The 26,562-nt window shown below is 65.8% G+C and carries 21 protein-coding genes; 9 read left to right on the top strand and 12 right to left on the bottom strand.

The window, feature by feature from the left end; all coding sequences use genetic code 11:
* Positions 1-62 precede the first annotated feature (62 nt).
* Positions 63-1,430 carry a metalloprotease PmbA gene (gene pmbA / locus ACZK2G_RS15830; protein ID WP_136639648.1) on the top strand — a complete coding sequence of 456 codons (1,368 nt, stop codon included), beginning with the start codon at positions 63-65 and terminating at the stop codon, positions 1,428-1,430.
* 87 nt (positions 1,431-1,517) lie between these two features.
* On the top strand, positions 1,518-1,889 hold the full coding sequence (locus ACZK2G_RS15825) for a DUF4870 domain-containing protein (protein ID WP_012511754.1): 372 nt from the start codon (positions 1,518-1,520) through the stop codon (positions 1,887-1,889).
* 112 nt (positions 1,890-2,001) lie between these two features.
* On the opposite strand, the gene ACZK2G_RS15820 is transcribed toward ACZK2G_RS15825, so the two are convergent.
* The 5 genes from ACZK2G_RS15820 to ACZK2G_RS15800 form a co-directional block, all read right to left on the bottom strand.
* Positions 2,002-2,880, bottom strand: a complete 879-nt coding sequence (locus ACZK2G_RS15820) for a polyprenyl synthetase family protein (protein ID WP_046983572.1) — start codon at positions 2,878-2,880, stop codon at positions 2,002-2,004.
* Positions 2,870-3,130: an exodeoxyribonuclease VII small subunit gene (locus ACZK2G_RS15815; protein WP_006381978.1), complete on the bottom strand. Its 261-nt coding sequence runs from the start codon at positions 3,128-3,130 to the stop codon at positions 2,870-2,872. The genes ACZK2G_RS15820 and ACZK2G_RS15815 overlap by 11 nt, the downstream gene beginning before the upstream one ends.
* 36 nt (positions 3,131-3,166) lie before the next feature.
* On the bottom strand, positions 3,167-4,453 hold the full coding sequence (gene tilS / locus ACZK2G_RS15810) for a tRNA lysidine(34) synthetase TilS (protein WP_478473807.1): 1,287 nt from the start codon (positions 4,451-4,453) through the stop codon (positions 3,167-3,169).
* A 535-nt stretch (positions 4,454-4,988) separates the two neighbouring features.
* Entirely contained in the window at positions 4,989-5,531 is a 543-nt protein-coding gene (locus ACZK2G_RS15805) for a WG repeat-containing protein (protein WP_478473806.1), read from the bottom strand.
* Entirely contained in the window at positions 5,531-7,237 is a 1,707-nt protein-coding gene (locus ACZK2G_RS15800) for an alkaline phosphatase (RefSeq protein WP_478473805.1), read from the bottom strand. Before ACZK2G_RS15800 ends, ACZK2G_RS15805 begins: the two co-directional genes overlap by 1 nt.
* Before the next feature lie 154 nt (positions 7,238-7,391).
* On the opposite strand from ACZK2G_RS15800, the gene ACZK2G_RS15795 reads away from it, so the two are divergent.
* Positions 7,392-8,726 (top strand): dicarboxylate/amino acid:cation symporter, encoded by a 1,335-nt coding sequence (locus tag ACZK2G_RS15795; RefSeq protein WP_046988032.1) that lies wholly within the window; start codon positions 7,392-7,394, stop codon positions 8,724-8,726.
* A gap of 234 nt (positions 8,727-8,960) precedes the next feature.
* Here ACZK2G_RS15795 and ACZK2G_RS15790 read toward each other — a convergent pair whose 3' ends face one another.
* Both ACZK2G_RS15790 and ACZK2G_RS15785 read right to left on the bottom strand, forming a co-directional pair.
* Positions 8,961-9,719 (bottom strand): C40 family peptidase, encoded by a 759-nt coding sequence (locus tag ACZK2G_RS15790; protein WP_426355739.1) that lies wholly within the window; start codon positions 9,717-9,719, stop codon positions 8,961-8,963.
* 146 nt (positions 9,720-9,865) lie between these two features.
* A complete protein-coding gene (locus ACZK2G_RS15785; protein WP_012511748.1) occupies positions 9,866-10,405 on the bottom strand; it encodes a C40 family peptidase in 540 nt (179 codons plus the stop codon).
* Positions 10,406-10,516: 111 nt separating this feature from the next.
* On the opposite strand from ACZK2G_RS15785, the gene ACZK2G_RS15780 reads away from it, so the two are divergent.
* The 6 genes from ACZK2G_RS15780 to ACZK2G_RS15755 all read left to right on the top strand — a co-directional run bounded on the left by ACZK2G_RS15780 (position 10,517) and on the right by ACZK2G_RS15755 (position 16,516).
* Positions 10,517-10,999: an FKBP-type peptidyl-prolyl cis-trans isomerase gene (locus ACZK2G_RS15780; RefSeq protein WP_012511747.1), complete on the top strand. Its 483-nt coding sequence runs from the start codon at positions 10,517-10,519 to the stop codon at positions 10,997-10,999.
* Between the two features lie 99 nt (positions 11,000-11,098).
* A complete protein-coding gene (locus ACZK2G_RS15775; protein ID WP_478473802.1) occupies positions 11,099-12,343 on the top strand; it encodes a DUF418 domain-containing protein in 1,245 nt (414 codons plus the stop codon).
* Between the two features lie 215 nt (positions 12,344-12,558).
* Positions 12,559-13,917, top strand: coding sequence for a glutathione-disulfide reductase (gene gorA / locus ACZK2G_RS15770; protein WP_478473801.1), 1,359 nt, complete (start codon positions 12,559-12,561; stop codon positions 13,915-13,917).
* A 575-nt stretch (positions 13,918-14,492) separates the two neighbouring features.
* Positions 14,493-15,413, top strand: a complete 921-nt coding sequence (locus ACZK2G_RS15765) for a DMT family transporter (RefSeq protein WP_046983623.1) — start codon at positions 14,493-14,495, stop codon at positions 15,411-15,413.
* Positions 15,320-15,748 carry an MGMT family protein gene (locus tag ACZK2G_RS15760; RefSeq protein ID WP_428705144.1) on the top strand — a complete coding sequence of 143 codons (429 nt, stop codon included), beginning with the start codon at positions 15,320-15,322 and terminating at the stop codon, positions 15,746-15,748. Before ACZK2G_RS15765 ends, ACZK2G_RS15760 begins: the two co-directional genes overlap by 94 nt.
* A gap of 93 nt (positions 15,749-15,841) precedes the next feature.
* Positions 15,842-16,516 carry a rhomboid family intramembrane serine protease gene (locus tag ACZK2G_RS15755; RefSeq protein ID WP_005410509.1) on the top strand — a complete coding sequence of 225 codons (675 nt, stop codon included), beginning with the start codon at positions 15,842-15,844 and terminating at the stop codon, positions 16,514-16,516.
* A gap of 193 nt (positions 16,517-16,709) precedes the next feature.
* Here the strand turns inward: ACZK2G_RS15755 and ACZK2G_RS15750 are convergent, their stop codons facing one another.
* From ACZK2G_RS15750 to ACZK2G_RS15730, 5 genes are all read right to left on the bottom strand, one after another.
* Positions 16,710-18,293, bottom strand: a complete 1,584-nt coding sequence (locus ACZK2G_RS15750) for a phytoene desaturase family protein (protein WP_046983624.1) — start codon at positions 18,291-18,293, stop codon at positions 16,710-16,712.
* Positions 18,294-18,368: 75 nt separating this feature from the next.
* Positions 18,369-18,863 (bottom strand): VOC family protein, encoded by a 495-nt coding sequence (locus ACZK2G_RS15745; protein WP_046983574.1) that lies wholly within the window; start codon positions 18,861-18,863, stop codon positions 18,369-18,371.
* A gap of 123 nt (positions 18,864-18,986) precedes the next feature.
* Positions 18,987-20,993, bottom strand: coding sequence for a M13 family metallopeptidase (locus ACZK2G_RS15740; RefSeq protein WP_046983575.1), 2,007 nt, complete (start codon positions 20,991-20,993; stop codon positions 18,987-18,989).
* A 203-nt stretch (positions 20,994-21,196) separates the two neighbouring features.
* The gene (locus tag ACZK2G_RS15735; protein ID WP_478473797.1) at positions 21,197-23,299 is read right to left on the bottom strand and encodes a M13 family metallopeptidase; all 2,103 of its coding nucleotides are present in this window, start codon (positions 23,297-23,299) and stop codon (positions 21,197-21,199) included.
* A 188-nt stretch (positions 23,300-23,487) separates the two neighbouring features.
* Positions 23,488-26,370 carry a TonB-dependent receptor plug domain-containing protein gene (locus tag ACZK2G_RS15730; RefSeq protein WP_478473795.1) on the bottom strand — a complete coding sequence of 961 codons (2,883 nt, stop codon included), beginning with the start codon at positions 26,368-26,370 and terminating at the stop codon, positions 23,488-23,490.
* Positions 26,371-26,562 lie beyond the last annotated feature (192 nt).

Genomic DNA, 26,562 nt, shown 5'->3' with positions numbered 1-26,562 from the left:
TACCTGATTTCAAAAAAAGTCGCCCGGCGTGATGCCGGGCCCAACCTGTACAGGATAAAGCATTGAACGTGATCGCCCCTGAAGTCGCCGTCGGTGACGACAGCCCGGCCCGGCTGGAACGGCTGGCCGACCTCTCCCAGCAGCTGCTCGACCGTGCCCGCGCGCTGGGCGCCAGCCAGGCCGAGGTCAGCTGCAGCGAGGACCGTGGCCTGGAGGTCAATGTGCGCCTCGGGGACGTGGAGACCGTGCAGTCCACGCGTGACCGCGGCATCGCCGTCACCGTCTATTTCGGCCAGCGCAAGGGCAGTGCCAGCACCGGCGACCTGAACGAGGCCAGCCTGGCGGCCACCGTCGAGCAGGCCTGCGCGATTGCCCGGCATACCGAGGACGACCCGGCCGCCGGGCTGGCCGAGGCCGCGCTGATGGCCACCGATTTCCCGGATCTGGATGCCTGGCATCCGTGGGCGCTGCAGGCCGATGAGGCCGTGGACCTGGCCCTGGCCTGTGAAACCGCCGGCCGTGAGGCTGACGCGCAGATCCGCAATTCCGACGGTGCCTCGGTGTCGAGCATGCAGAGCCTGTCGGTGTACGCCAATTCGCATGGGTTCGTCGGCCGTGAGCGCGGCACCCACCATTCGATCGGATGTGCGCTGATCGCTGGCCAGGGTGATGGCATGCAGCGCGACGGCTGGTACACCGGAGCGCTGGCCCGTGAAGACCTGGAGGATGTGGGCCTGGTCGGCCGCCGTGCCGCCGAACGCACCGTTGCCCGCCTGCAGCCACGGTCGCTGTCCACCGGCAGCATGCCGGTGTTGTTCGCCCCGGAAGTGGCGCGCAGCCTGGTCGGCCATCTGCTCTCGGCCGTGTCCGGCGGTGCGCTGTACCGCCAGGCCAGCTTCCTGCTGGACAGCGTCGGCCAGCAGCTGTTCCCGGACTGGATGCAGATCGAGGAACTGCCGCACCTTCGCCGTGGCCTGCGCTCGGCTGCCTTTGACGGTGATGGCGTGGCTACCCGCGCCTCGGCCCTGGTCCGCGACGGTGTGCTGCAGCGTTATGTGCTGGGCAGCTACTCGGCGCGCAAGCTGGGCCTGCAGACCACCGCCAATGCCGGCGGCGTGCACAACCTGCAGCTGGCCGCCAACGCCGGTTCCCTGCAGGAGATTGCCCGGCAGATGGGCGACGGCCTGCTGGTGACCGAGCTGATGGGACAGGGCGTGAACGGGGTGACCGGCGACTACTCGCGGGGGGCTGGCGGCTTCCGTGTCGAGAACGGCGAGATCCAGTACCCGGTGGACGGCATCACCATCGCTGGCAACCTGCGCGAGATGTTCCGTTCGATCGAAGCGGTCGGCAGCGATGTCGACCCGCGCTCGCACATCCGCACCGGCTCGATCCTGTTGGGGCGGATGACCATCGCCGGTAATGATTGATGGCGTCGATGGCGTAAGCTATGCCCGCCTGACCCAACCAGCTTGGTGCTGGTGGGTCAAGACCACCCAATGAAAAGGAGTTTTGTCGTGAGCGAATTCGATAACGTCCCGCCGCCGCCGGTCACCACCGATGTGCCGGCCGACCAGCGCACCATGGCCCTGGCTGCCCACCTGCTGGGCATCTTCACCGGCTTCATCGGCGCGCTGATCATCTGGCTGATCAACAAGGACGATGCTGCAAAGTCGTTCGTCACCGACCAGGCCAAGGAAGCCCTGAACTTCCAGATCACCGTGACCATCGCCATGGTCATCAGCATCATCCTGATGATCGTGATCATCGGCGGCATCCTGGCCCCGATCGTCGGCATCATCAACCTGGTGTTCTGCATCATCGCAGCGGTCAAGGCCAACAACGGTGAAGCGTACCGCTACCCGTTCACCCTGCGCCTGATCAAGTAAGACCGGCTGCATGCTGAAACGAAAACGCCCGGCATTGCCGGGCGTTTTTGCTTGGCGGCAGCGCCGGGCCATGCCCGTCGAGCGCGCAGCGCGGCAGCATCACCGCCAGCGATCAGTGATCGCGTTCCACCGCCAGCGTCGCCAGCGCACGCAGCGCGTCGGCTTCCTCGCCATAGGCGGCCAAGGTGGCCTGCATGCGGGCCGCGAGTTCGCGCAGCTGGGCCTTCGCACCGTCCATGCCGAGCAGGGCGGGGAAGGTACTCTTGTCCTGCGCCTGGTCCTTGCCGGCGGTCTTGCCCAGCTGCTCGGAACTGGCTTCGACATCAAGGATGTCGTCACGCACCTGGAAAGCCAGGCCGAGCGCATCGGCGAAGCTGTCGAGCTGGGCGAGCTGTGGTTCGTGGGCCTGGCCGCACAGCGCGCCCATGCGCACCGCTGCACGGATCAGCGCGCCGGTCTTCAGTGCGTGCATGCGGGTCAGAGCCGCCAAGGTCTGCTGCTGGCCGGTAGCATCGATATCCAAGGCCTGGCCGCCGCACATACCGGAGGCACCGGAGGCATGCGCCAGGGTCTGCAGGCAGGCCACGCGCAGCGTTGCCGGCAGCGGTGCATCGGCCAGCAGACCAAAAGCACGAGTCTGCAGCGCATCGCCGGCGAGGATCGCGGTGGCTTCGTCGAAGGCGATGTGGGTGGTCGGCTTGCCGCGGCGCAGGGCGTCGTCGTCCATGGCCGGCAGGTCGTCATGCACCAGTGAATAAGCGTGGATCAGTTCGACCGCCATCGCCGCCGCGTCCAGGCTTTCCGTCTGCGCGCCGAACAGCTGGCCGCTGGCATACACCAGCAGCGGGCGCATGCGCTTGCCGCCGCCGAGCACCGAATAGCGCATGGCCTGGTGCAGGCGCTGTGGCGCCTCGGCCGGCGAGGGCAGGGCGGCGTCGAGCTGGCTTTCGATACGGTCGCGCCAGCGCGCGAACAATGCCTCAGCCGTCATGGCTGGGCGGGTCGAAAGGTTCGGCGGTTTCCGGCTGGGCCGGATCGCTGAGCAGGCGCACGCGCAGTTCAGCCTGCTCCAGCGCCTGCTGGCACTGGCGGTACAGACCGACACCGCGTTCGTAAGCACTGAGCGACGCTTCCAGGCTCAGCTCGCCGGTTTCCATCTGCTCCACCAGCTGCTCCAGCGATTCGAGCGACTGCTCGAACTGGGCGACCGGGGAGGCGTTTTCGGGGGACTTCTTGGCCATGCGGCAAGTGTGGACGGGCCGCGCGCGGGGGTCAATTCACCAGCCGCCCGGCCGCCACTGCAGCTGCGCGTCGTGCGCCTGCAACCAGGCCTGCAGTGGTGCGGCGATGACCACGTCGGCGGCGGCCAGCAACTGCGCGCCATCAAAGATCAACGGCAGCTGCGCGCGACGCCACGGCGCAAGATGTTCGCGCTGCAGGCAGTCCTTCAGCGCGTGTGAATGTTGGCGTCCGGGCAGCTGGATGCGCTCGCCACCCACGCGCGCGCGCACCTGCAGCGGGCGTTCGAAGGCAGCGATGCCCTGCAGGCGCAGCTGGCCACCGTCGGGCAGGGGCAGCGGCGCTCGCCCGTCCCATTCGGTCTGCCAGTCGTTCGGCAGCACGGGAAGCTGCGCGGGCAGCAGGTAGGCATGGTCGCGCCATTGCTGGATCGCGTGATCGTGCCAGCACGCGCGCGCCTGGCGGTCGTTGTCGGCCGGCAGCAGTTCGTCCAGTGCCTGCTGCAGCACCGTGGCCGGCAGCGGCGCGGCACCGTGGCCGACCACCCAGGCACGCAACACGCGCGCGGCGCGGCCCGGCGAGACCTGGCGCAGCAGCTGCAGCGACAGCACGCGCGGTGCCACTTCCAGATGCGTGATCAGTTCCGCGTCTTCTTCATCCAGCAGGTCCCGCGTCTGCCTGCAATGCAACGCGCTGCCCGCCAATGCGCTGGCCGCATGCGGCCAGCGCTGGCGCAGCAGCGGCAGCACCTGAAGGCGCAGGAAATTGCGATCGGCGTGGTCATCGCCATTGCTGGGGTCTTCGATCCAGCGCAGTGCGTGCTGGCGGGCATGGTCGAGCAGGGTGCTGCGGGGCACCTGCAGCAGTGGTCGCCACAGACGGTGACCGTCGAGCAGGCTGTCGGCGGACATCGCCGCAAGGCCGTCGACGCCGGAGCCACGCAAGGCGCGCAGCAGGAACGTTTCGGCCTGATCGTCCTGGTGCTGCGCCAGCGCCAGCGTTTCGCCCTCGCGCAGTTCGGCCGCGAACGCCGCCCGCCGTGCCTGCCGGGCCGCACCTTCGGGTCCCAGGCCTGTATCGCTTTCGACTTGCACGCGGTGTACGGCCAGTTCGATGCCCAATGCTATGCACTGCTGTTGGCAGTGCAGTACCCACTTGTCAGCTGCAGCTTGCAGGCCATGGTGGACGTGCACCGCGCGCAGCGGGGTACCGGAGGCCTGTGCACAGCGCCACAACCAGTGCAGCAGCACGGTCGAGTCGACACCGCCGCTGTAGCCCACCAGCACGGGCGCATCCAGCGGAACAAGGGCAGGGAATTCACTCACGTCGGCAAGTATAGGGTTGGTCGGCAGGGCTGCGCCCTGCACCCGCAGACGCGCAAGCAACGGCAACGGCCGAAGCAACAGCAGAAGCGGGTTTCCTGAGGGCAGGCGGGGTGGGTCCGGTTGCGGGGGGGCGCTGCAAGTACATCCATGTAAGCTCGGTCGCCGCATCCATGCGGCTCACGCCCCCGCAACCGGACCCACCCCGCCTTCGACAGTTTCCTGCGAGCTGTCCGGCATGTTGATGGGGTCAGATCCGTTTTCCGCAGGAAAACGGATCTGACCCCGGATTCAATTCGATATCTGACAGATCTGATCCACGCATGGCGTGGATCTACCGGCCGCCGGAAAACTGTCGAAGGCGGGGCACTGTGGGTTTGCGGGGTGTGAGCCGCATGGATGCGGCGATCAAGGCTACATGGACGTACTTGCGCCGTCCCCGCAAACCCACAGTGCCCCGCCATCCCACGGAATGCACGCTGTTGCTTCGGCTGTTGCCGTTGCGTCTGCAGGTGCAGGGCGCAGCCCTGCCGAAAACCTACTTCACTCGACGACCCTTGCGGTCGATGCGGAACCAGTCGCCGCCTTCCATCGGCGTGTGGCCATCGCCATCCGGCGTGCCACGACGGCAGCCATTGCAGACTTCAGCCACGCCATCCTGGAATGGCCACGCAAAATCGAAAGTGCCTGGTACCGTCTGCTGGAACTTCAGATCGAAGTAGGCCACGCGATTGCCAACGCGCCCGCGCAACAGGCCTTCCTGCGGTGTTTCCGGGCCGTTGTCCCAGGTGATCACCGGCAGGCTGCGACCCTTGCGGTTGATGTAGTGGAAGCCTTCGCCTGCGTAGACCACGGCCAGGCCGTGATCGTCGTACGGCAGTTGCGCCAGGATGTCCCGGCTGATCTGCGGCCGGCCGTTTTCGACCTCGCAGCCCGGCAGCATCCAGAGACCATGCTCTTCGGTCATGACCTTGCAGGCCGGTCCCTGCGCCAGCGCACTGCCGCTGGCCAGCACGCCGAGCAGGACCAGCGACCGCGCGAGGCGGCCGCTGGTAGGGGCAGGGCGTGCCGGCCACACCATCACTTGGCCTCGGCCTTGCGCTCGAAGACGGTCGGCGCCGGCAACTGCACCGGCACGCCCTTGTCATCGCAGGTACCGGCCTGGCACAGGCGCTCGCGCAGGGCCGGGGTGGCCTGCACGATCATGTGGTAGATCGCGTTCTGTTCCAGCGTGCCGCGGATCGCCTTGCTGCCGGGGCCACGGGCCCAGATGCCGACGTCCTCGCCACCGTGCGATTCGGACTTCATCGGCACCAGCGCTTCCTGCATGTAGTCCGGATGCTCGGTGTCGACCTCGCGCAGGTTCGGGCGGCCGTGGGCCGGTTCGAAGGTGCTGGGATTGTGCGGGTAGCGCTTGCTGCCGGCCGGCTGCTGGTTGCTGCTGCCGGTGTGGCCCGGGCCGTTGGCGTAGCTCAGGGTGGTGTAGGGCTGGCCGGTGCCGTCCAGCGCGTAGTCGAGCTTGCCGGCGCCATCTTCGCCGCCCTTGTCCTTCACCTTGCCCAGGATCGGGTTGCCGCGCGCCGGGTAGCCGACAAAATTCAGGGTGTGCGAGTGGTCGGCGGTGACAATGATCAGGGTGTCATCGGCCGAAGTCAGTTCGTTGGCCACGCGCACGGCGTCGGACAGCGCCACGGTCTCGGTCAGCGCCCGGTAGGCGTTGCCGCTGTGGTTGGCGTGGTCGATGCGCGCGCCTTCGATCATCAGCACGTAGCCTTCCTGGTGCTTTGAAAGATTCTTGATCGCGGCGGCAGTCAGTTCGGCCAGGCTCGGCTCACCACCCGGATCCTGCGGACGCTCGTATTCGTAGCGCATGTGGTCCGGCTCGAACAGGCCGAGGATGGCCGGCGCATTCGCGGCCGCCGCCAGCTGCTTGCTGTTCCAGACGTAGGCACCCTGCGGATGCGCCTGCTGCCATTCCTGCACCAGGCTGCGGCCGTCCAGGCGCTGGCCGACCTTGTCGTCGTACTCGGGGTCGCGCTCCTCCACGGTGGTGAACTCGCCACGGCCACCGCCCAGGGCGACCAGCGGGCCGCGGCCATAGCGCGAGGTGGACAGCAGCTGCTGGGCGATGTCCTTGCAGCCGGCGGCCTTGGCCGCTTCGGTCAGATCAGTGTCGTTTTCCCAGTTGCGCTCGGGCGAGTGCGCGTAGGTGGCGGCCGGGGTGGCATGGGTCAGGCGCGCGGTGGAGACCACGCCGGTGGCCAGGCCGGCGCTGTCGGCCAGCTGCAGCCAGGTGAGCAGACCCTTGGACAGGCTGTCGGCACAGTCAGTGCGGCTGCCGGCGCTGACGCCGATCGCGCCCATGTGGGTCTTCACGCCGGTGGTGATGGCAGTCATGGTGCCGGCCGAATCCGGTGTCTGCGAATCGGTGTTGTAAGTCTTGCTGAACGCCGTGGCCGGGAAGCGCTCCCAGGACAGCAGGTTCTCTTCACCCGAGCCGCCCTTCTGCTGGCCTTCGTAGATGCGCGAGGCGGCCACGGTGGTCAGGCTCATGCCGTCGCCGAGGAACAGGATGACGTTTCTGGCCTTGCCGGACATCGCGCCGTTGGCGGCGGCCTGGGCGGCGCCGCTGCGGTACCACCACTGCGGGGTCTCGCCGGCCGGATGGGCAACGGGATCGACGGCGACCTTCAGGCCGGCCGGGGCGGACGCGGGGGTGGTGCTGGCGCAGGCGCCCAGCAGCAGGGTGGTGGCGCAGGCGGCCAACAGGGAGACGGAACGGCGCATGGACGCTGGGATCTCACAAACTGTAACGGGACGTTCATTATGCCCGCCCTCGCAAGGCACGCCGATGACACACTGATTTGCCCGCCCGGCGGTCGTTCTGCGGGCCGCCTTGGGCTATCGTGCCAGCATCCCTTCCTTCCCCTCTGGATTGCCTATGAAGCTGGTCTCTGCCTGGCTGCGGATTCCATTCTGGCAGCGCGTGGTCGGTGGCTTCGTGCTTGGCGCGCTGGCCGGCTGGGCGCTCGGCCCGGCTGCTGAAACCTGGTTCGGCCCGCTGGGCGAGCTGTACGTCACCCTGATCAAGATGATCGCGGTGCCGCTGGTGTTCTTCGCGGTCATCAATGCGATCTCGTCGCTGCACGGCCAGAAGTCGGTCGCCGCGCTCAGTGGCCGCACCTTCCTGTGGTTCGTGATCACCGCAGCGCTGGCGGTCTGCGTCGGCCTGGGCGTGGGCACCGTTCTGCAGCCCGGCGCCGGTGGCCTGCAGCTGTCGATGGCGAGCAACTACGTGCCGCGTGAAGTGCCCAGCGTGGTGCAGGTGCTGCTGGACGTGGTACCGGCCAATGTCTTCTACGCGCTGTCCGGCATCGGCACCAAGGTCAACGCAGCGGGTGAAACCGTGCTGGCCGCCGGCCGAGGCTCGATCCTGCCGGTGATCTTCTTCGCCGGCCTGGTCGGCTTTGCCATCGTCAAGCTGGGCGAGAAGGTGACCGAAGCGCGCAAGCTGGTCGGGCAGATGAGCGACATCATGATCCAGGTGACCCGCTTCGTGCTTGAGGTTACCCCGATCGGTACCTTCGGCCTGATCGCCGGCCTGGTCGGCAGCTATGGCTTCGAGAAGCTGCTGCCACTGGGTCATTTCGTGCTGGCGCTGTATGTCGCCTGCGCGCTGCACATCGTGGTGGTCTACAGCGCGCTGCTGCTTGCCCATGGCCTGAACCCGCTGAAGTTCTTCCGTGGTGCGGCGCCGGGCATGCAGGTCGCCTTCGTCAGTTCGTCCAGCTTCGCTGCGATGCCGGTGGCGCTGCGTTCGATCACCCACAACCTGGGTGTGAACAAGGACTACGGTTCGTTTGCCGTGCCGCTGGGCGCGAGCATCAAGATGGACGGCTGCGGCGCGATCTACCCGGCGCTGTGCGCGGTGTTCATCGCGCAGTACAGCGGCGTGCCGCTGACGCCGGAACAGTACGTGGTGGTGCTGATCGCCTCGGTGCTGGGCAGCTTCGGCACCGCCGGCGTACCGGGTACGGCGGTCATCATGGCCACCGTGGTGCTGAGTGCGGCCAACCTGCCGCTGGAAACCATCGGTTACCTGTACGCGATCGACCGCATCCTGGACATGATGCGCACGATGACCAATGTGACCGGCCAGATGCTGGTACCGGTGATCGTGGCCAAGGAAACCGGGTTGCTCGACCAGGCGGTGTACGACAACCCGTCCAGCAACGTGGGCGTGGACGATCCAGATCCGACGCCGCCACGCGGCTGAGGTTGCGTGGAAATGAAAGGCCCGCCCTGACCGGCGGGCCTTTTGTTTGGGGGATGGCGGACGCGTTGCCGACCAAGGCGGCCCCCCCCCCCGGTAGATCCACGCCATGCGTGGATGGAGAGTGCCGACCAAGGTCGGCAGCTACCCACCCATAACGGGCAACAACAAAAAAGCCGCTGCAGGGGCAGCGGCTTTTTCTCCTATCAGGCGGCGCCGTGGCGCCAGCGGGCCAGATCAGAGGTCGACCCGGCGGGCCTGCATGAACTTGTTGCCCCAGTAGCCACTGAGCAGGGTGTCCACGCGGACGTCCTTGCCCGAGCTCGGAGCGTGCAGGAAGCGGCCGTCGCCAACATAGATGCCGACGTGGTCAACACGGCCCTTGCGGCCGAAGAAGACCAGGTCACCCGCGGCCAGCGCGGTGCGGTCATTGATCAGTTCGGCGTTGTCGTCGTGCGCCATCTCGCGCGAGACGCGCGGCAGCTCGATGCCCAGGGCCGAGCGGAACACGTAGCCGACCAGGCCGCTGCAATCGAAACCGCTGTCCGGGTTGCTGCCACCCCAACGGTACGGGGTACCCAGCAGCGTCATTGCGCGGCGCAGCAGCGACTGCACCTTGCCGTTGTCGGCGGCGGTACCGACAACGCTGCCGTTGGCGGCGCTGCTGGTGTCGTAGTTGGCAAGCAGGCGGCTGAGGTCGCCGGCCACTACGGCCGAGCGGTCCATCAGCGGAATGGTGTCGTTGGCGGCCAGGTGCGGCAGCAGGGCGGCCAGCGTGGCGCTGGCGGCGGCATCGACGCGGCTGCGCTGCGGAGCAGCAGCCTCGGCCTTGGCAGCCGGTCGGGCGGTGTTCTCGGCCGCCGGGGCCGGGGTCACATCGGAACGGTTCGGAGCAGTCTGCGACCAGGCCGGAAGGCTGGTCAGACACAGTGCCAAGCCAAGCAACAGCGGGCGGGCACTACGTGAAGATACGGAAGTCTGGCCTTCGCTTTTCAGGTCGTCAGTCGTCACGCGTCGGTCACAGGAAAAAAACGATGGGGCATCATGCCCTGCGGACGCATCTAAAAGTTAAAAATTCCGTTATAAAACCGTTATTTTGATGGTGATGGACGTCACACTTTTGAACATGTCGCCTGTTCATTTTAGCGAAGAACACGTTTTGCGCCGGTGTAGTGGTCTTTCCAATAGGGCCCGCTGAGCGAATCGAGGCGAACCGTACCGCCGGTGCTCGGCGCGTGCACGAAGCGTCCTTCACCTACATAAATGCCTACATGGGTGACGCTGCCGCGGCTGCCGAAGAACACCAGGTCACCCGTGGCCAGGCGCTGCGGATCGATCTTCGGGCCCTGCACCGCGGCCAGGTCGCGCGAGGTCCGCGGCAGCTTCAGGTCCAGCATCTCGCGATAGACGTAGGCGACCAGTCCGCTGCAGTCGAAGCCCGAATCAGGCGTGTTGCCGCCATAGCGGTAAGGCGTGCCGACCAGGCTGATGGCGCGCATCAGCACCGAGTTGGCGGCCTCGGGATTGTCCGGCACCGTCTTCGGCCAGTTCGCCGAGGGCGGTGGTGGGGCCGGGCGCGTGGCCTTGCCGCCGCCACAGGCGGTCATCAACAGGGGCAGGGCCAGCAGCAGGGCCGGGGCGAGGAGCCGGCGCGGGCCGGACGAAACTGGCGTGATCTGCATGATCTCCGGATAATGCGCCACCTTGGATTGGCCGTCATGATGGCGGCGTCCCCGCCGGGCGACAACCCGCCCCAACCCGCCTGCCTCCGGCAGATCCATACAGAGTTGCGCATGAAGATCGAAAAAGACCGCGTTGTCCGCTTCCACTACACCGTTTCCGAAGCCGGCCAGGAGCCGATCGAATCGTCCAAGGACCGCGGCGAGCCGCTGGCGATCCTGATTGGCCACGGCAACATCATCCCGGGCCTGGAAAACGCCATGATGGACAAGGAAGCCGGCGCGACCTTCAATGTCGACGTCAAGGCGGCCGACGCCTACGGCGAGCGCCGTGACGGCCTGTCCCAGCGCGTGCCGAAGAAGCACTTCGGCAACACCAAGCTGGTCCCGGGCCAGCAGGTCGTGCTGCAGACCAACTTCGGCCCGCGTGCGGTGACCGTGCAGAAGGTCGGCATGAGCGTTGTCGACGTTGACCTGAACCACCCGATGGCCGGCAAGGACCTGCATTTCGACGTGGAAATCGTCGACGTGCGCGAAGCCGGCAAGGAAGAGCTCGACCACGGCCACGTCCACGGCGACGGTGGTCACCAGCACTGATCGCAGCGCGATCGTGATGGCTGCAACGGCCCGCTACGGCGGGCCGTTGCGTTTGTGGAACACGGCGCGGCCATCCATGGCGCGCAGGCCAGCGGCATAATGGCGAATCTGCCCGACGGATCCCCCGTGAACGCCGCTTCTCCTTCCCTGCAGCCGGTGGCTTCCGGCGAACGCATCGCGGTGCTGGACATGCTGCGCGGTGCCGCGCTGCTGGGCATCCTGCTGATGAACATCGAGGCCTTCAGCGGACCGCTGGATCTGGCTTTCACCGGCATCGACGCGCATTGGCAGGGCATCGACTATTGGGCTGACGCCTTCGTCTACGTGTTCGTGCAGGGCAAGTTCTTTACCTTGTTCTCGCTGCTGTTCGGTGCCGGCTTTGCGGTGATGGCGCAGCGCGCTGAAGTGGCCGGGCGTGGCTTCACTCCGTTCTACCTGCGCCGCAGCGCCGGACTGCTGCTGATCGGGTTGTGCCATGCGCTGCTGGTCTGGTCCGGTGACATCCTGGTGATGTACGCGCTGGTGTCGCTGCCGTTGCTGGCTTGCCGCGAGGCGCCGCGCAGCTGGCTGCCATGGATGGGCGTGATGCTCTATCTGGGCGGTGTGGTGATGATGCTGATGGTCGGCGCGATGGTATCGATGGCCTCGGACGAGGATGTGCAGAAAATGCTGGCTGAGGCGCAGCAGAGCATCGATCAGCAACGGTTGGTGTACGGGCACGGCGGCTGGATGCAGGCCAACGTGCAGCGGTTGAGCGAGTTCGGCACGTCGATGGGTGCGCTGCTGATCACCGGCCCCGAAGTGCTGGGCATGTTCCTGATTGGCAGCTGGTTCGCCGGCAGCGGTGCGCTGGTGGCGCCGGAGCGCTTCCCGCGGCTGTACGCGGTGCTGCGCTGGATTGCGCTGCCGCTGGGCCTGCTGGTCACGGTACTGGGCGTTGCCTGGAAGCCGTACCTGGTGCCGGGTGCCTACGACCTGCCGGTGACAGCCGCGATGGCACTGGTGACGATCGGCGGTCTGCTGATGTGCTTGGGCTACCTGGCGTGGATCGTGCGCTGGCGCACGCAGCTGGGTTGGCTGGCACCGGTCGGGCGCATGGCGCTGACCCATTACCTGGCGCAGTCGCTGGTCTGCACGCTCCTGTTCTATCACTACGGCCTGGGATGGTTCGAGGTGATGCCTCGCAGCGTGCAGCTGCTGTCGGCATTGCTGCTGTTCGCCAGCCAGGTGGTGATCAGCCATCTCTGGTTGCGTCGGTTCCGCTTTGGTCCGATGGAATGGCTGTGGCGAGCGATGACCTACGGGCAATTGCCGGCGATGCGACGTGTTGCCGGGCAGGGCTGATCGATGCCTGGCACACACGCCGTTGACCTTGATCGCCGCCATCATCTGTGCAGCTGTTGCAGATCATCGGTCGCGTCAGTTCACGTCTGGCCTGCAGTGGGCCGTGTCATGCTCGATATCAGCATGAGTGCCGGCACCGGCCCGCTGATCACCGATCCTGTCTGCGACCGTCCACCCGTGATCGATCCTGCCTCCTACCCACCCGAGCGATTCCGATGAGCACTGCACTCTATGATTACGATCTGATCGTCCTTGGCGGTGGCTCCGCCGGCCTGGCTGGCGCGATCCGCGCCGCGCAGCACGGCAAGCGCGTGGCGATGCTGGAGCCGGGCGAACTGGGCGGGACCTGCGTCAATGTCGGCTGCGTGCCGAAGAAGGCGATGTGGCTGGCGGCCGACCTGCACGAGCGCATCGGCCTGGCCAGTGCGATGGGCTTCGATGTCCAAGCGCGCCCGGCACTTTCCTGGAAGGAACTGGTGATCCATCGCCAGGCCTACATCAGCAACATCCACACCAGCTACCACAAGCGCCTGGATGAGACCGGCGTGGTGCGTATTCCAGCGCGTGGCCATCTGCTGGATGCGCACACCGTGGCCTGTAGCGATGGTGTGCGCTACAGCGCCGAGCACATCCTGATCGCCACCGGTGCGCACCCGTTGCGGCCCGACATTCCCGGTGCCGAACTGGGCCTGGTCTCCGACGATTTCTTCGATCTGCGCGCGGCGCCTGCCGAGGTCGCGATCATCGGGGGTGGTTACATCGCAGTGGAACTGGCCGGCCTGCTGCAGGCACTGGGCAGCAAGGTCAGCCTGCTGGTGCGCGGCAAGCGACTGCTGGAGCGGTTCGACTACGAACTGACCGATCAGTTGGCCGAGAACCTGAAACAGCAGGGCGTGCGCATCCATTTCGACTACCGCCTGCGCGAACTGCAGCGCGATGGTGAACGCGTGCGTGCATTCGGCCATGACGGCCCACTCGACAGCGTGTTCGATGCGGTGTTCTTTGCTACCGGCCGCCGCGGCAACAGCCGTGATCTGGGCCTGGAAGCACTCGGCATCGGCATCGGCGAGCACCAGCAGGTGCAGGTGGACGAGTGGCAGACCACGAACGTGCCGAGCGTGCACGCGGTGGGGGACATCGCCGGCAAGGTCGGCCTGACCCCGGTGGCGGTGGCGGCATCGCGGCGGCTGATGGACCGCCTGTTCGGTGGCCGGCCGCAATCGAAGATGGATTACGAGAACGTGGCCAGCGTAGTGTTCTCGCACCCACCGCTGGGCGCGGTGGGCATGAGCGAAGAAGAAGCACGCGCGTGTTTCGACCAGGTGAGCGTCTACCACAGCCGTTTCCGCCCGATGCTGCAGGCGCTGGCAAATGGCACCCAGCGCAGCCTGTTCAAGATGGTCTGCGCCGGCCCGGAAGAACGCGTGGTCGGCATCCATCTGCTGGGCGAGGCCGCAGACGAGATCCTGCAGGGCTTCGCAGTGGCGGTGAAGATGGGCGCGACCAAGGCCCAGTTCGACGACACCGTGGCGATCCACCCGACGTCTGCTGAAGAAGTGGTGTTGATGCGCTGAGCCGACACTCACGGTAGTGCCGGCCGCTGGCCGGCAACCTCGACAGCAACGGCCGAAGCAACAGCAACAGCAACAGCAACAGCAACAGCGTGCATTCCGTGGAATGGCGGGGTGGGTCCGGTTGCGGGGGACGCTGCAAGTCCCCCTCCGGGGCCCGGCCCAGCCGCTGGCGGCTGTGCGTTCGGGCGCTTGCGAAGCAGTGCTTCGCAAGCAAAGCGCCCTCACCCCCGCAAGCTCGGTCGCCGCTTGCTCGTGTGCGCTGTCCTGCGTACACGGCAAGACCGGGGTTGGGCGTCCTGCCCAACCCGCCCGAGGCGTGCCTCGGGCCCATGCGGCTCACGCCCCCGCAACCGGACCCACCCCGCCTTCGACAGACTCCTGCGATCTGTCCGAACTGCGTTTTGTGTTGCTGTTGGTAGGTGTCGACCTTGGTCGACACGTAGATCCACGCCATGCGTGGATCAGGAGTTGCAGTGAGCATGAACGGACATCGGATCGTTCGCCCGGAAGTGCCATGAGACAATTGGAAGCAATCCGGCTGCTTCCAGCCGCCCATGCGGCCCGTTTTCTTCCTGATGTCCACTTCTTCCCCCCGCATCGCCACCACGTCCCCGCGCATCGCTCTGGGCGGCATCGGCCTGGCTGCAATCGGCGCCATTGCCGCTTCAGGCAAGGCCATCATCGTCAAGCTGGGGCTGCGCCATGGCGTGGATGCCACAACGCTGCTGGCGCTGCGCATGCTGATGGCGCTGCCCCTGTTCGCGCTGATGGCGGTGTGGGCCTCGCGCCGTGCCGCACCGCTGTCCTGGCGCGACCGTGCACGCGTGCTGTGGCTGGGCTTCACCGGCTATTACCTGTCCAGCCTGCTGGACTTCCAGGGGCTGCAGTACATCAGCGTGACCCTGGAACGATTGATCCTGTACTTGAACCCGACCCTGGTACTGCTGATCAACGTGCTGCTGGCACGACAGCGGCCGGGCCGCTGGCAGATCGGTGCGCTGGTGCTGAGCTATATCGGCGTGCTGATCGCCTTCGGCCACGATCTGCAGCGTGAGGGCGGGCAGATCATCCTCGGCAGCCTGCTGGTGCTGGGCAGTGCACTCAGCTATGCGCTGTACCTGTTCGGCAGTGGGCAGGTGGTGGCGCGCATCGGTGCGGTGCGGCTGACCGCCTATGCCAGCTGCGTGGCCAGCGCGCTGGTGCTGCTGCATTTCGCGGTGACCCATCCGCTGCCGCTGCTGTGGCAGGCTCCGGCGCCGGTGCAGTGGCTGTCGCTGGTCAACGCCACCGTGTGCACGGTGCTGCCGGTGCTGGCGATCATGCTGGCGGTGCAGCGCGTGGGTTCGTCGCTGGCCGCGCAGGTCGGTATGCTGGGCCCTGTTTCCACCATCGTGATGAGCCTATGGCTGCTCGACGAACCGATGGGGCCGGCGCAGATCGCCGGCACCGTACTGGTGCTGATCGGCGTACTGCTGGTGACCCGCCTGCGACGCTGACGCCGGAGCAGGCGCGTGCGCGCATCCTGGCGGTGATCCGTGCGATTCCGCCTGGCAAGGTGATGGGCTACGGCCAGGTGGCGATGCGTGCCGGCCTGCCTGGGCGCGCGCGGTTGACCGCACGCATCCTCGGCCAGAACGACGATCCAGACCTGCCCTGGCACCGCGTGCTGCGCTCGGATGGGCGCATTGCCATGGAAGAAGGGTCGGCCGGCTGGCGCGAGCAGTCGCAGCGGCTGCGTGCCGAGGGCGTAGTGGTGGAGAATGGCCGGGTGCGGATGCCCGCGACCGATCCGGTTGCAGCGCTGGATGCGGCCGTGTGGGGCCCCGGTTGAGCGCCGCTGGCGACTGAACAGGCTACGCCTGCCGGTCGCCAACAAGACACGGTGCTGCGGCTATGATGGAGGCCGTTCCATGCCGGTGCTCCCATGTTCCCGCGACTGCCTACCGTTACCAAGGCCCTGCTGATCGCCAACGCGATCCTGTTCCTGCTGCAGCAGCCGTTCCTGCTCGGCATGCAGACCTTCGAGCCGTTCATGCTGCAACCGTTGCAGCAGGGCTTCGACGCATTCTCGCCGGGTGGCAACTTCCAGCCGTGGCAGCTGCTGACCTATGGCTTCCTGCACGGCAGCTTCGGGCACCTGTTCTTCAACATGCTGGCCGTCTTCATGTTTGGCGCGCCACTGGAGCAGACCTGGGGCGAGAAGCGCTTCCTGCTCTATTACCTGGTGTGCGTGGCCGGTGCCGGCGTCTGCCAGCTGCTGGTGGGCACGCTGCTGGAAAACCCGGCCACGGTGCTGGGCGCTTCCGGTGGCGTGTTCGGCCTGCTGCTGGCCTACGGCATGTTGTTCCCGAACCAACGGGTGATGCTGCTGTTCCCGCCGATTCCGATGAAGGCACGGACCTTCGTGATCCTGTTCGGCGTGGGCGAGCTGGTGCTGGGCATGACCGGCTGGCAGCCGGGCGTGGCCCATTTCGCGCACCTGGGCGGCATGCTGTTCGGCTGGTTGCTGATCCGCTACTGGCGCGGGCAGCCGCCGTTCAACAAGCGTCGTCCGCCCGGCCCGCCGAAGCGCCCGAACCATCTGCGCAGCGTGAAGTGAGGCGCGATGCGCCTCGCTTCACGCGAGTAGGTGCCAACCTTGGTTGGCACGCTTTGAACGGGATCATTTGACGCTGTAGGTGCCGACCGTTGGTCGGCACGCATTGCCCGGTAGTTGCCAACCTTGGTTGGCACCTACCAACAGCAGATCGCGGCAACGGCAGGGCAAACCCGCATCCGCGCGTGGCGAGGATCTACAGATCCTGCAACACCACCTGGGCGGCATTGTGTCCCGGCGCACCGGTCACACCGCCACCGGGATGGGTGCCCGACCCGCACAGGTATAGTCCGGGCAGGGCGCCGCGATAGCCGGCCTGGCCGACCATCGGTCGAGCCGAGAACAGCTGGTTGGCACTGAGCGCGCCATGAAAAATGTCGCCACCGATCAGGCCAAAGGTCCGTTCCAGATCCAGCGGTGACAGCACCTGTCGACCGAGAACACTGTCGGCGAAGCCGGGTGCATACCGTTCAACGGTGGCGATCATCAGGTCGGCAACGGTATCGCGGTGATCATCCCAATGGCGGCCTTCAGGCAACACCGGCGCCACGTGCTGGCAGAACAGGCTGGCCACATGCTGGCCGGGCGGCGCCAGCGAATCGTCCAGCGTACTGGGAATGAGCATTTCCACGATCGGTTCGCGCGACCAGCCGTCGCGGCGCGCATCCAGCCAGGCCCGGTCCATGTAGTCCAGGCTGGGCGCAATGATGATGCCGGCGCTGAGGTGATCGCCGGGGCCGGGCAGGGCGCGGAAGTCCGGCAACCGCGACAGCGCCACGTTCATCCGGAAGGTGCCGGAGCCGCAACGCCAGTTCGCCATCCGCTCGCGCGTAGCTGCCGGTACCTGCGAAGGTTCCAACAATTGCTCGTACAGCAGTTTTGGATTGACGTTGGCGATCACTGCTCTTGCACGCAGGATTTCACCGTTGGCCAGTTCCACGCCCACCGCGCGGCCCTGTTCGATCCGCACGCGCTGCACCCCGGCCTCCGCGCGCAGTTCCGCGCCGGCCTCGCGTGCCGACGCCGCAATCGCCTGGCTGATCGTTCCCATGCCGCCGATCGCGTGGCCCCACGCGCCTTTCACGCCATTGCACTGGCCGAATACGTGGTGCAGCAGCACGTACGCACTGCCCGGTGTGTACGGGCTTGCGTAGTTGCCGACGATGCCATCGAAACCAAACAGCGCCTTGATCGGCGCGCTCTCGAACCAGCGATCCAGATACTCGGCCGCCGACAGCGTGAACAGGTCGAGCAGTTCCTGCCGCAGCGAGGTATCCAGCGTAGCCAGTTCACGACCGAGGCGGCCCATCTGCCACAGGGCGGGCAGGGCACGCCAACCGCCCGTCACGCCCAGATCCGGTGGCGCACGCAGAGCCCACGCGCGCAGTACGTCGGCGAAGATCTCCAGGCGCGCCTCGTACGCTGGCAAGCGCTGCGCATCCTGTTTGGAGAACTTCGCTACTTCGGCCTGGGTGCGGCCCAGCGCCGACAGCAGATAGCGGTCATCAGGCAACGGCAGGAAGTTGTTGGCCGGACGCGCGACGATGCGCAGCCCATGTGCATGCAGCTGCAGGTCATCGATCACCTGCGGTTGCAGCAGCGAGACCGTGTATGACGCCACCGAATTGCGGAAACCGGGATGGAATTCCTCGGTGACTGCCGCGCCGCCGAGAACGCCACGACGTTCCAGCACCAGCACTTTCTTTCCGCCGCGCGCCAGATAGGCCGCGCAGACCAGGCCGTTGTGGCCACCGCCAACGATGATCGCATCCCAGGTCATCAGCACCTCGGAAAAAGGGACGGAGGGAGTTAAGTCGCAATCTGCATCTGAGCACAGGACAGGGGCAGAAACGACTTAATCCCCTCCGTCCCCTTTTTTGATTGCCGCTTCGATGGTGGCGATGTCGATCTTCTTCATCGGCATCATCGCGTTGAAGGCGCGCTTGGCCAGTGCCTTGTCCTTGCTGGTCACCGCTTCGATCAGCATGCGCGGGCTGATCTGCCAGGAGATGCCCCAGCGGTCCTTGCACCAGCCGCATTGGCTCTCCTGTCCGCCGTTGCCGACGATCGCATTCCACAGGCGGTCGGTCTCGGCCTGGTCCTCGGTCTGGATCTGGAAGGAGAACGCTTCGCTGTGCTTGAACGCGGTGCCGCCGTTGAGGCCGACACAGGGAACACCACAGACCGTGAACTCGACCGTCAGCACATTGCCTTCCTTGCCGTCGGGATAGTCACCGGGGGCGTGATGCACGGCGGTCACCGCGCTGTCGGGCAGGAGGCTGGCGTAGAAGGTGGCGGCCTCGAGCGCGCCGTTGTCGTACCAGACACAGATCGTATTCTTGTGTGCCATGTCGGGGCTCCGCGATGGACGAAGCCGCAGCGATAGCACGCCCGGTGTTAACCCGGGATCGTGCTGCACCCGCAAAAAAGGGCGCCCGAAGGCGCCCTCTGCATTACCGGTGCGGCAGTTGGCTCAGCGCCAGACCTTGATCTGCTCGGCTTCGCTGCGCTGCATCGGCTGGCCGGCCTTGCAGCTGAAGGTGGCGCCAAATGCCGGCAGGTTGGCCAGCGTGCCGTTGCTGCGCCACAGGCCCGGCGCACGGATGTCGGCGGTCAGGCGGCGCACGGCTTCGTTCGGCGACAGCTGCTGTGCCCACAGCGCCGACCAGGCGCGGAAGAAGCCCTGCTGCTGTGCCTGCTTGGCCTTCGGCTCCTGTGCGAGATAAGCCGCCCAGGCCAGCTCCAGGCCGGCGATGTCGGCCAGGTTCTCTTCCTGGGTCAGCGTGCCGTTGACCTTGGCACCCTTCACGCCCGGGAAATCATAGCTGCCGTACTGCGCGGCCACGCGGTTGCCGAGCAGGGTCCAGGCGGTCTTGTCGGCCGGGGTCCACCAGCTGCGCAACTCGCCCTTGGCGTCGACCAGCGCACCCTTGGCATCGATCGCACGGGTCAGTTCGTGGCCAACCAGGCCACCGAAGCTGCCGAACTTGTCGGCGGCATCGGCCTTGGCGTTGAACACCGGGCCCTGCAGGATCGCGGCGGTGACGATCAGGCGGTTCTGGGCCAGGTCGTAGGCCAGCGACGGCTGCTGCGGCAGCACGTCCCAGCGACGGTCGGCGTTGCCCTTGCCGATGCGCTTCATTTCCTCGCGATGGCGCCAGGTCGAAGCGATCAGCATGTTGCCGCCGAACGAGCCACGGCCCATCGGCTGCACGCTGTAGTCGAGGTCGCGCAGCGGGGTGCCGATCTCGATCTTCAGCGCGGCCAGCTTGGCCTGCGCTTCGGTCTTGGCCTCGGCGCTCATCCAGCTGCTGTTCTTGACCGCTTCGATCTGCACTTCACGGACCTTGTCGACGATCCACGCCGCCTGGCGACGGTCTTCGGCCGGCAGGTAACGGGCGGCGTATTCGCGACCGACCATCGGGCCAGCGGCCACGTTGATCGCATCGAGCACGTCTTCCCAACGCTGCGGCGGCAGGGTCTCGCCACGCAGCACGCGGCCGCGGAATTCGAACTCGGCGTCGCGGTAGGCCTTGGACAGGTACGGCGCCATCGAGTCGCCCACGCGCCAGCGCAGGTAGGCCTTCCACTGGTCCGGCTTGAGCTTGGTGACCATGCCGTCGAGCTGCTTGAACAGGCCCGGGTCGGCCAGCGAAACCAGGTCGTCATCCACGCCCTGTGCCTTCAGGAAAGCGTCCAGCTGCAGGTTGCGGTAGCGGCTGTTGAGCTCCTTGGTGGAGATCGGCGCGTAGTTGTTGAACGGGTTGTTGATGCCGGCCAGCGACTGCGCATTGCGTGCCAGCTCGGTTTCCAGCGCGATCACCGCCTGCGACTCGGCATCCAGCTTGGCGGCCGGGGTGCCGGTCAGCGCCAGGATCTGCTTGACGTAGTTGCGGTAGCGCCCCATCAGGGCCACGGTGTCGGCATCTGTACGGGTATAGAACGCCGGATCCGGCAAGCCCATGCCGCCCTGCATGAAGTAGCCGATGTGGCGGTCAAGTGCCTTCAGGTCGACGTCCGGGCCGAAGTTGAAGGCCACCGGGATGCCGACCTGGTGCAGTGCCGCGATCGAGGCCGGTACATCCTTGGCCTTCTTGATCGCGTTGATGCGGGTCAGCAGCGGTGCGATCGGGTTGGAGCCGTCCGCTTCCACGGCCGCTTCGTCCAGGCCACTGGCCCAGAAATCACCCAGCAGCTTCTGCACGTTGCCCTGCGGCGACTTCATCGCCGCGTCGAGCAGTTCGCGCTGCTGCTGGCGGCTGCGGTCGACCAGCTGGCCCAGCGCGGTGATGGCGCCGGTCTGCGGTACCGGGTTGGCCTTCAGCCAGCCTGCATTGGTGGCGTCGTAGAAGTCGCTGCACTGGGCGCTGACAGCCGGGGCGCGCGCGGCCTTTTTCTTGGCGGCGAATGCATCGTGGGTCGGGACCAGGGTCGCCAGGCTGATGCCCAGGGCGATGGCAAGCGGACGGAAATTGGGCATGTGGAACGAATCCGTGATGGATTGAGGGCGCGCGCACTATAGCAAGCTGTGCATCGACGCGGCATGCAGGCGTCACGCCCTGTTCGCGGGTCACCGGCATCAGTAGATCCAGGCCATGCGTGGATGACATGCAATGCGCCGCCAAAAGCAGAGGCCCGGGAATTCCCGGGCCTCTGCAGGTCTACCTTGGCATCAGCCAGGGCTTACCAGATCACCACCTGCTGTTCGCCGGCGCGGACCATCGGCGAACCGGCCTTGCACTGGAACGCAGCGGCGAAGGTCGGCAGGTTCGACGGCGCACCCATGGCACGGAACTGCGCCGGGGCGTGCGGATCGGTGGCCAGGCGGACCTTTGCGTTCTCCGGGGTGTACTTGGTGCGCCACACGGTGGCCCAGTTGAAGAAGAAGCGCTGGTCGCGGGTGAAGCCGTCGACCTTCGCATCTTCCTTGCCGGCGGTGGCCTTCTGCAGGGCATCGTAGGCGGTGGCAAGGCCACCCAGATCGGCGATGTTCTCGCCCAGGGTCAGGTGGCCGTTCACCGCCTGGCCGTCGACCTTGTACTGGTCGAACTGCTTGACCAGCTTGCCGGTCAGGCCTTCGAAGTTCTTCTTGTCGGCCGGGGTCCACCAGTCTTCCATGTTGCCGGTCGGCCCGAAGCGCGCACCCTGGTCGTCGTAACCGTGGGTCATTTCATGGCCGATCACCGCACCGATGCCGCCGTAGTTCAGCGCGTCGTCGGCCTTCGGATCGAAGAACGGCGGCTGCAGGATGGCAGCCGGGAACACGATCTCGTTCTGCAGCGGGTTGTAGTAGGCATTGACCGTCTGCGGGGTCATGCCCCACTCGGTCTTGTCCACCGGCTTGCCGATCTTGGACAGGTTGAACTTGTAGTTGAATTCGCTGGCGGCGCGCACATTGCCCAGGAAGCTGTCGCGCTGGGTCTGCAGGCCCGACCAGTCACGCCACTTGTCCGGGTAGCCGATCTTCGGGGTGAAGGTTTCCCACTTGGCGATGGCCTTGGCCTTGGTTTCCTCGCTCATCCAGCTCAAGCCCTGGATGCGTTCCTTCAGCGAAGCCGCCAGGTTCTTCACCAGCTCTTCCATCTTCGCCTTGGCTTCCGGCGAGAAGGCCACCTTCACGTACAGCTGGCCGAAGGCTTCGCCGGCATCGTTCTCGATGGTGCCCAGCACGCGCTTCCAGCGCGGCTTCTGTTCCTTCTGGCCATTGAGGGTCTTGCCGTAGAACTCGTAGTTCTCCTGCACGAAGGCGTCGGCCAGGTACGGCGAAGCGCTGTCCACGGTGTGGAAGCGCAGGTAGGCACGCCACACCGACGGATCGGTGTCGCCCAGCGCCTTGCTCACTTCCTCATGGAAAGCCGGCATGGCCAGCGAGAACTTCTCCGGCGCGGCTACGCCCTGCGACTTGAAGAACTCGGTCCAGCTGAAGTTCGGGGTCAGCTTGTCGGCGTCGGCCAGGGTGACCGGGTTGTAGAACAGCTCGACGTTGCGCGACAGCTCGACGCGCGACTTGGAGGCCTTGGCCAGGCGGGTCTCGAATTTGACGACTTCTTCGGCCTGCTTGGCCGCATCGGCGGCGGCGACACCGGACAGCTCCAGCACCTTGGCGACGTGCGCCTGGTAGGCCTTCAGCTTGTCGGCGTTCTTGGCATCGGTGTAGTAGGTGCTGTCCGGCAGGCCCAGGCCGCCCTGGCTGGCGTAGGCCAGGTTGACGGCCGAGTTCTTGAAGTCGGCTTCGGCGCCGAAGCCGAACAGGACGTTGTCGCCCTTGGCGGCGCTGCTGCGCAGGTAGTTGGCGATGGCCGCCTTGTCCTGCAGGCCCTCGATCGCGGTCAGGTCGGCCTTCAGCGGCTCGATGCCCTGGGCATTGATCTTGGCTTCGTCCATGCCGGTGGCCCACAGGTCGCCGACGATCTTCTCGATATGGTTCGGGTTCTTGACCTGCGCGACCTGCTCGGCCAGCTGGTGCTGCACGGCCACCGAACGCTCGTCGAGGATGGTGAATGCGCCCCAGCTGGTGCGGTCGCCCGGAATCTCATTGGCCGCCAGCCACTTGCTGTTGACGTAGTCGCCGAACGCGCCGCAGGCGTCCTTGCTGGTGTCCAGATCGCTCGGCTGGAAGGCGTTGTAGGCCGGCAGCTTGCTTTCGTCCAGCGTGTAGTTGGTGGCTTCGGCGGTAGCCGGCGTGGAGGCGGTGGCGTCCTTGGCCGGGGTTTCGTTCTTGCCGCAGCCGACCAGCGCGGCCGAAACGGCCAGGGTCAGCAGCACGATCTTGGGAGTACGGGTCACTTGAATGGCCTCCAGGCCGAGTGAGTCAGGGAAGGGCCGCGGGGACGGCCGTGGGCCGAACGATACGCCGCCGGCCTGCCCTGCAAGGGTGTCGAAGGTCATGGCCGGGCGCAAGGGCCGCTGCCTTGCCCGGAAAAGACAGACCCGGCAAAAGCCGGGTCTGTCGGGGTACTGCTATCCGCCCAGGATCAGAACTTGTACTTCAGGCGCACGAACGGGGTGCGGCCGTAGTAGTCGTACTGGGTTGCGAACGGGTAGGTGTTGCCGTAGCGCGACGAGTAGACGCTGCTGGAGATCAGCGGCGGCTTGGTGTTCAGCACGTTCGCCACGCCCACCAGGATCTGCCAGTCGGCCTGGTCGTAGCTGACCGAAGCAGTGTGGTAGAAGCGGCTTTCCAGAGTGGTATCGCGGTAGGAGTTCGGACGGCCCTGGTAGGTGAACTTTTCGTCCAGGTCCGGATCCTTGGTCTGGGCGATGTACTGCGTCAGCCAATTGTAGGTCCAGTCACCACGCTTCAGGCTCAGGCCCAGGTTGCCGACCAGGTCCGGACGGCCAAGGTCACCCAGGCGGTCGGACGAGGACAGGCCGCTGGCAGCGGCGCTGTCGAACAGCTCGGCGGTGTCTTCCACCGTGTAGGTGATCTGCGAGTCCAGCGAGAACTTGCCGAAGCTGAACTCATGATCCCAGTTCAGGGTCATGTCCCAACCGCGGGTGCGCTGGCGGTTGATGTTCAGGTACTGGGCATACACCTCGGTCACCATGTTCGCGTTTGCGCTGGTGCTGGGATTGCGGCGCAGCAGATCGCAGTAACGGTTCGGATAGGTGGTCGACTCGTAGCAGCCCTGCAGGATGGAGGGCGCACCGAGCGAGGTGATCTGATCGCGCACTTCGTAGTCGAAGTAGTCGATGGCGATGCTCAGGTCGGCGAACGAAGGCGTGAATACGAGGCCGACGCTGCGCGCGCGCGAGGTTTCCGGAGTCAGGTTGCCGTCCTTGCCGCCGCGGGTATACACGGTAGCGCTGGAGTTGCCGGCACCGGTGTAGTCGGCCGGGATGCCTGCCGCGCCGCAGTTGGCCTGGATGCGGGTGTTGTTGCTTTCACCCCAGCGGATGCAGGGGTCGATCTGCGTCTGCGCCAGGAAGCCGGTCTGATTGCCCAGGTACATTTCGTACAGGCCCGGTGCGCGGTACGACGTGCCGATGGTGCCGCGCAGGCGCAGCGAGGGAATGATCTGCCAGTTCAGGCCGAGCTTCCACACGTTGTCCGAGCCGGAGATCGAGTCGTACTTGAAGACGCGGCCTGATGCATTGGCCGACAGCGATTCAACACCCGGCAGGCCCTTCAGCAGCGGAATGTCGAATTCGACGAAGGCTTCCTTGACCTTGTCGTCGCCCTTGGTGCGATCGGCGGTGGTCGAGCCCCACAGATCGTAGTTCTCCGGTGCCGGCTTGTCGTCGATCTTGTAGTTGCGGTACTCGAAGCCAACTGCGGTGGACACGGCGCCGGCCGGCAGGTCGAACAGTTCACCACTGAACACCGCGTTGACGGTGGTCTGGTCGTAGGTGGTTTTGCCGTTGGCCCAGACGCCGAGGATGCTCACCAGTTCGTCGACCTTGGCACCGCTCAGATAGCCCGGATCGAAGTAGTTGGCGGCCATCGTGGTGCCGGCCCCCGGACGACCGATATCGCCGCTGATCGAGTTGCGGATGCCGAGGGTGCTGTACTTGCCGCTGGACCGGCTGTAGTTGGCGTTAACTTCCCACGCCCAGGTGTCGGTGCCCTTGATCAGGCCATCGAGCTTGTTGGCGAAGTAGAAGTAGTCAACCTCGGTGTTGGAGATGTTCTTGAACGGCATGATCGGCTGTGCCGTAGCCGTTGCACTGCCCGGCAGGCGGACGGTCGGGAAGAACTGGCGCCACTGGAAGTTGTCGGTGGTGCGGTTGTTGTACAGGAACTGGGTTTTCCAGTTGAACGAATCGAAACCGAAGTCAGTGGCGAAGTAGACTGACTTTCGCTCCTGCTTGTTGACGATGTGGGACTTGCCGTACTCCTGGAAGTTGTACGGTTCTTCATAGGTGGCAATCGGATTGCCGTTGGCATAGGTCTGGTTGGCGCGCGGGCGGTAGCCCGGGAACGGACCTACCGTGGAGCCATCCGCGCTGGGCACGTAGCGTGTGGTGACCCGGTTGTTGGTCACGTCCACTACGTTGTGCAGCATGTTCTGGCAGCCACCCAGGTTGGTGTTGGCCAGGATCGAGCGGTCGACACGGTCGACGCGGTTGCCATCTGCGTCCCAGACCAGGTCTTCGGCGCACTTGAAGTAGTCGCGGTCACCGCGAGTCAGCTCATTCTGGCGGTACCACTCGACGGCGGCGACGATGCTACCGCGCTCGAAGTTCCAGCCATTGGCCAGCGACGCGGAGAACACTTCCCCGCCGCCTTCGGTCGGTACGCGGCCGGTAACGGTCAGTTCCGGACGATCGAAGTGCTTCTTGGTGATCAGGTTGACCACGCCGGCGACGGCATCGGAACCATAGATCGAGGACGAACCGTCCTTCACGATCTCGGCGCGCTGCAGCACGGCGGTCGGCAGCACGTTCAGGTCGAATGCACCGACGGCACCACGGGTGCCGGCCGGGCCCGGGCGCTGGCCGTCCAGCAGGACCAGCGTGCGGTTGGCACCCAGCCCACGCAGCGAGAAGGTCTGCACACCGGTACCGCCGTTGGTGTTGAAGCCACCGAACTGGTTGGTGATCTGGGTTTCAGCGGCACCAATGGCCGACTTCTGCAGGAACTCGGCGACGTTCACCTGGCCCTGGGTTGCATTTCGTTCTGTATCGATGGTGAAGACCGGCGAGGTGGTCTCGTAATCGGCACGACGGATCAGTGAGCCGGTGACCGTGACCTTGTCAAGGTTGGTCGCCTTCTTGCTTTCATTGGAGGCGCTTGACGCCGCCGATTCCGTTTGTACTGCTTCCTGGGCCAGGACCGGGGCTGCCTGCAGGCAGGTGAGCACTGCCAGGGCGAGCGGCAGGCGGCTTGGCGTAGTAAGGCGGTTGGTTTTGCGCATGTTGCTGGACCCCCATTTGTTATGCTTCGGTTAATGGAGTGTATGTGTCGCGTAAAGTAAATGCAACGTGAATGGACACTCTCTGTAAACTGTTGTTGCTAATGGAAAATTCAGGTTTCAGTATGAAAAACCCCGCCGACCAGAGGTCGGCGGGGTTGTCGGGATTGCCGGGGCGGCAGCGGACTTGCCGAG

Source organism: Stenotrophomonas sp. 107298_Sma, assembly GCF_056480345.1.
This window is presented reverse-complemented; position numbering and strand designations above follow the sequence as displayed.

Coding starts and splice junctions, on each gene's coding strand:
- ACZK2G_RS15820 (WP_046983572.1), bottom strand. CDS start 2,880: ATGACGGCTGAGGCATTGTTCGCGCGCTGGCGCGACCGTATCGAAAGC.
- ACZK2G_RS15815 (WP_006381978.1), bottom strand. CDS start 3,130: ATGGCCAAGAAGTCCCCCGAAAACGCCTCCCCGGTCGCCCAGTTCGAG.
- ACZK2G_RS15805 (WP_478473806.1), bottom strand. CDS start 5,531: ATGGTGTGGCCGGCACGCCCTGCCCCTACCAGCGGCCGCCTCGCGCGG.
- ACZK2G_RS15800 (WP_478473805.1), bottom strand. CDS start 7,237: ATGCGCCGTTCCGTCTCCCTGTTGGCCGCCTGCGCCACCACCCTGCTG.
- ACZK2G_RS15795 (WP_046988032.1), top strand. CDS start 7,392: ATGAAGCTGGTCTCTGCCTGGCTGCGGATTCCATTCTGGCAGCGCGTG.
- ACZK2G_RS15785 (WP_012511748.1), bottom strand. CDS start 10,405: ATGCAGATCACGCCAGTTTCGTCCGGCCCGCGCCGGCTCCTCGCCCCG.
- ACZK2G_RS15780 (WP_012511747.1), top strand. CDS start 10,517: ATGAAGATCGAAAAAGACCGCGTTGTCCGCTTCCACTACACCGTTTCC.
- ACZK2G_RS15775 (WP_478473802.1), top strand. CDS start 11,099: ATGGCGAATCTGCCCGACGGATCCCCCGTGAACGCCGCTTCTCCTTCC.
- gorA (WP_478473801.1), top strand. CDS start 12,559: ATGAGCACTGCACTCTATGATTACGATCTGATCGTCCTTGGCGGTGGC.
- ACZK2G_RS15765 (WP_046983623.1), top strand. CDS start 14,493: ATGTCCACTTCTTCCCCCCGCATCGCCACCACGTCCCCGCGCATCGCT.
- ACZK2G_RS15760 (WP_428705144.1), top strand. CDS start 15,320: ATGGCTGCTCGACGAACCGATGGGGCCGGCGCAGATCGCCGGCACCGT.
- ACZK2G_RS15755 (WP_005410509.1), top strand. CDS start 15,842: ATGTTCCCGCGACTGCCTACCGTTACCAAGGCCCTGCTGATCGCCAAC.
- ACZK2G_RS15750 (WP_046983624.1), bottom strand. CDS start 18,293: ATGACCTGGGATGCGATCATCGTTGGCGGTGGCCACAACGGCCTGGTC.
- ACZK2G_RS15745 (WP_046983574.1), bottom strand. CDS start 18,863: ATGGCACACAAGAATACGATCTGTGTCTGGTACGACAACGGCGCGCTC.
- ACZK2G_RS15740 (WP_046983575.1), bottom strand. CDS start 20,993: ATGCCCAATTTCCGTCCGCTTGCCATCGCCCTGGGCATCAGCCTGGCG.
- ACZK2G_RS15730 (WP_478473795.1), bottom strand. CDS start 26,370: ATGCGCAAAACCAACCGCCTTACTACGCCAAGCCGCCTGCCGCTCGCC.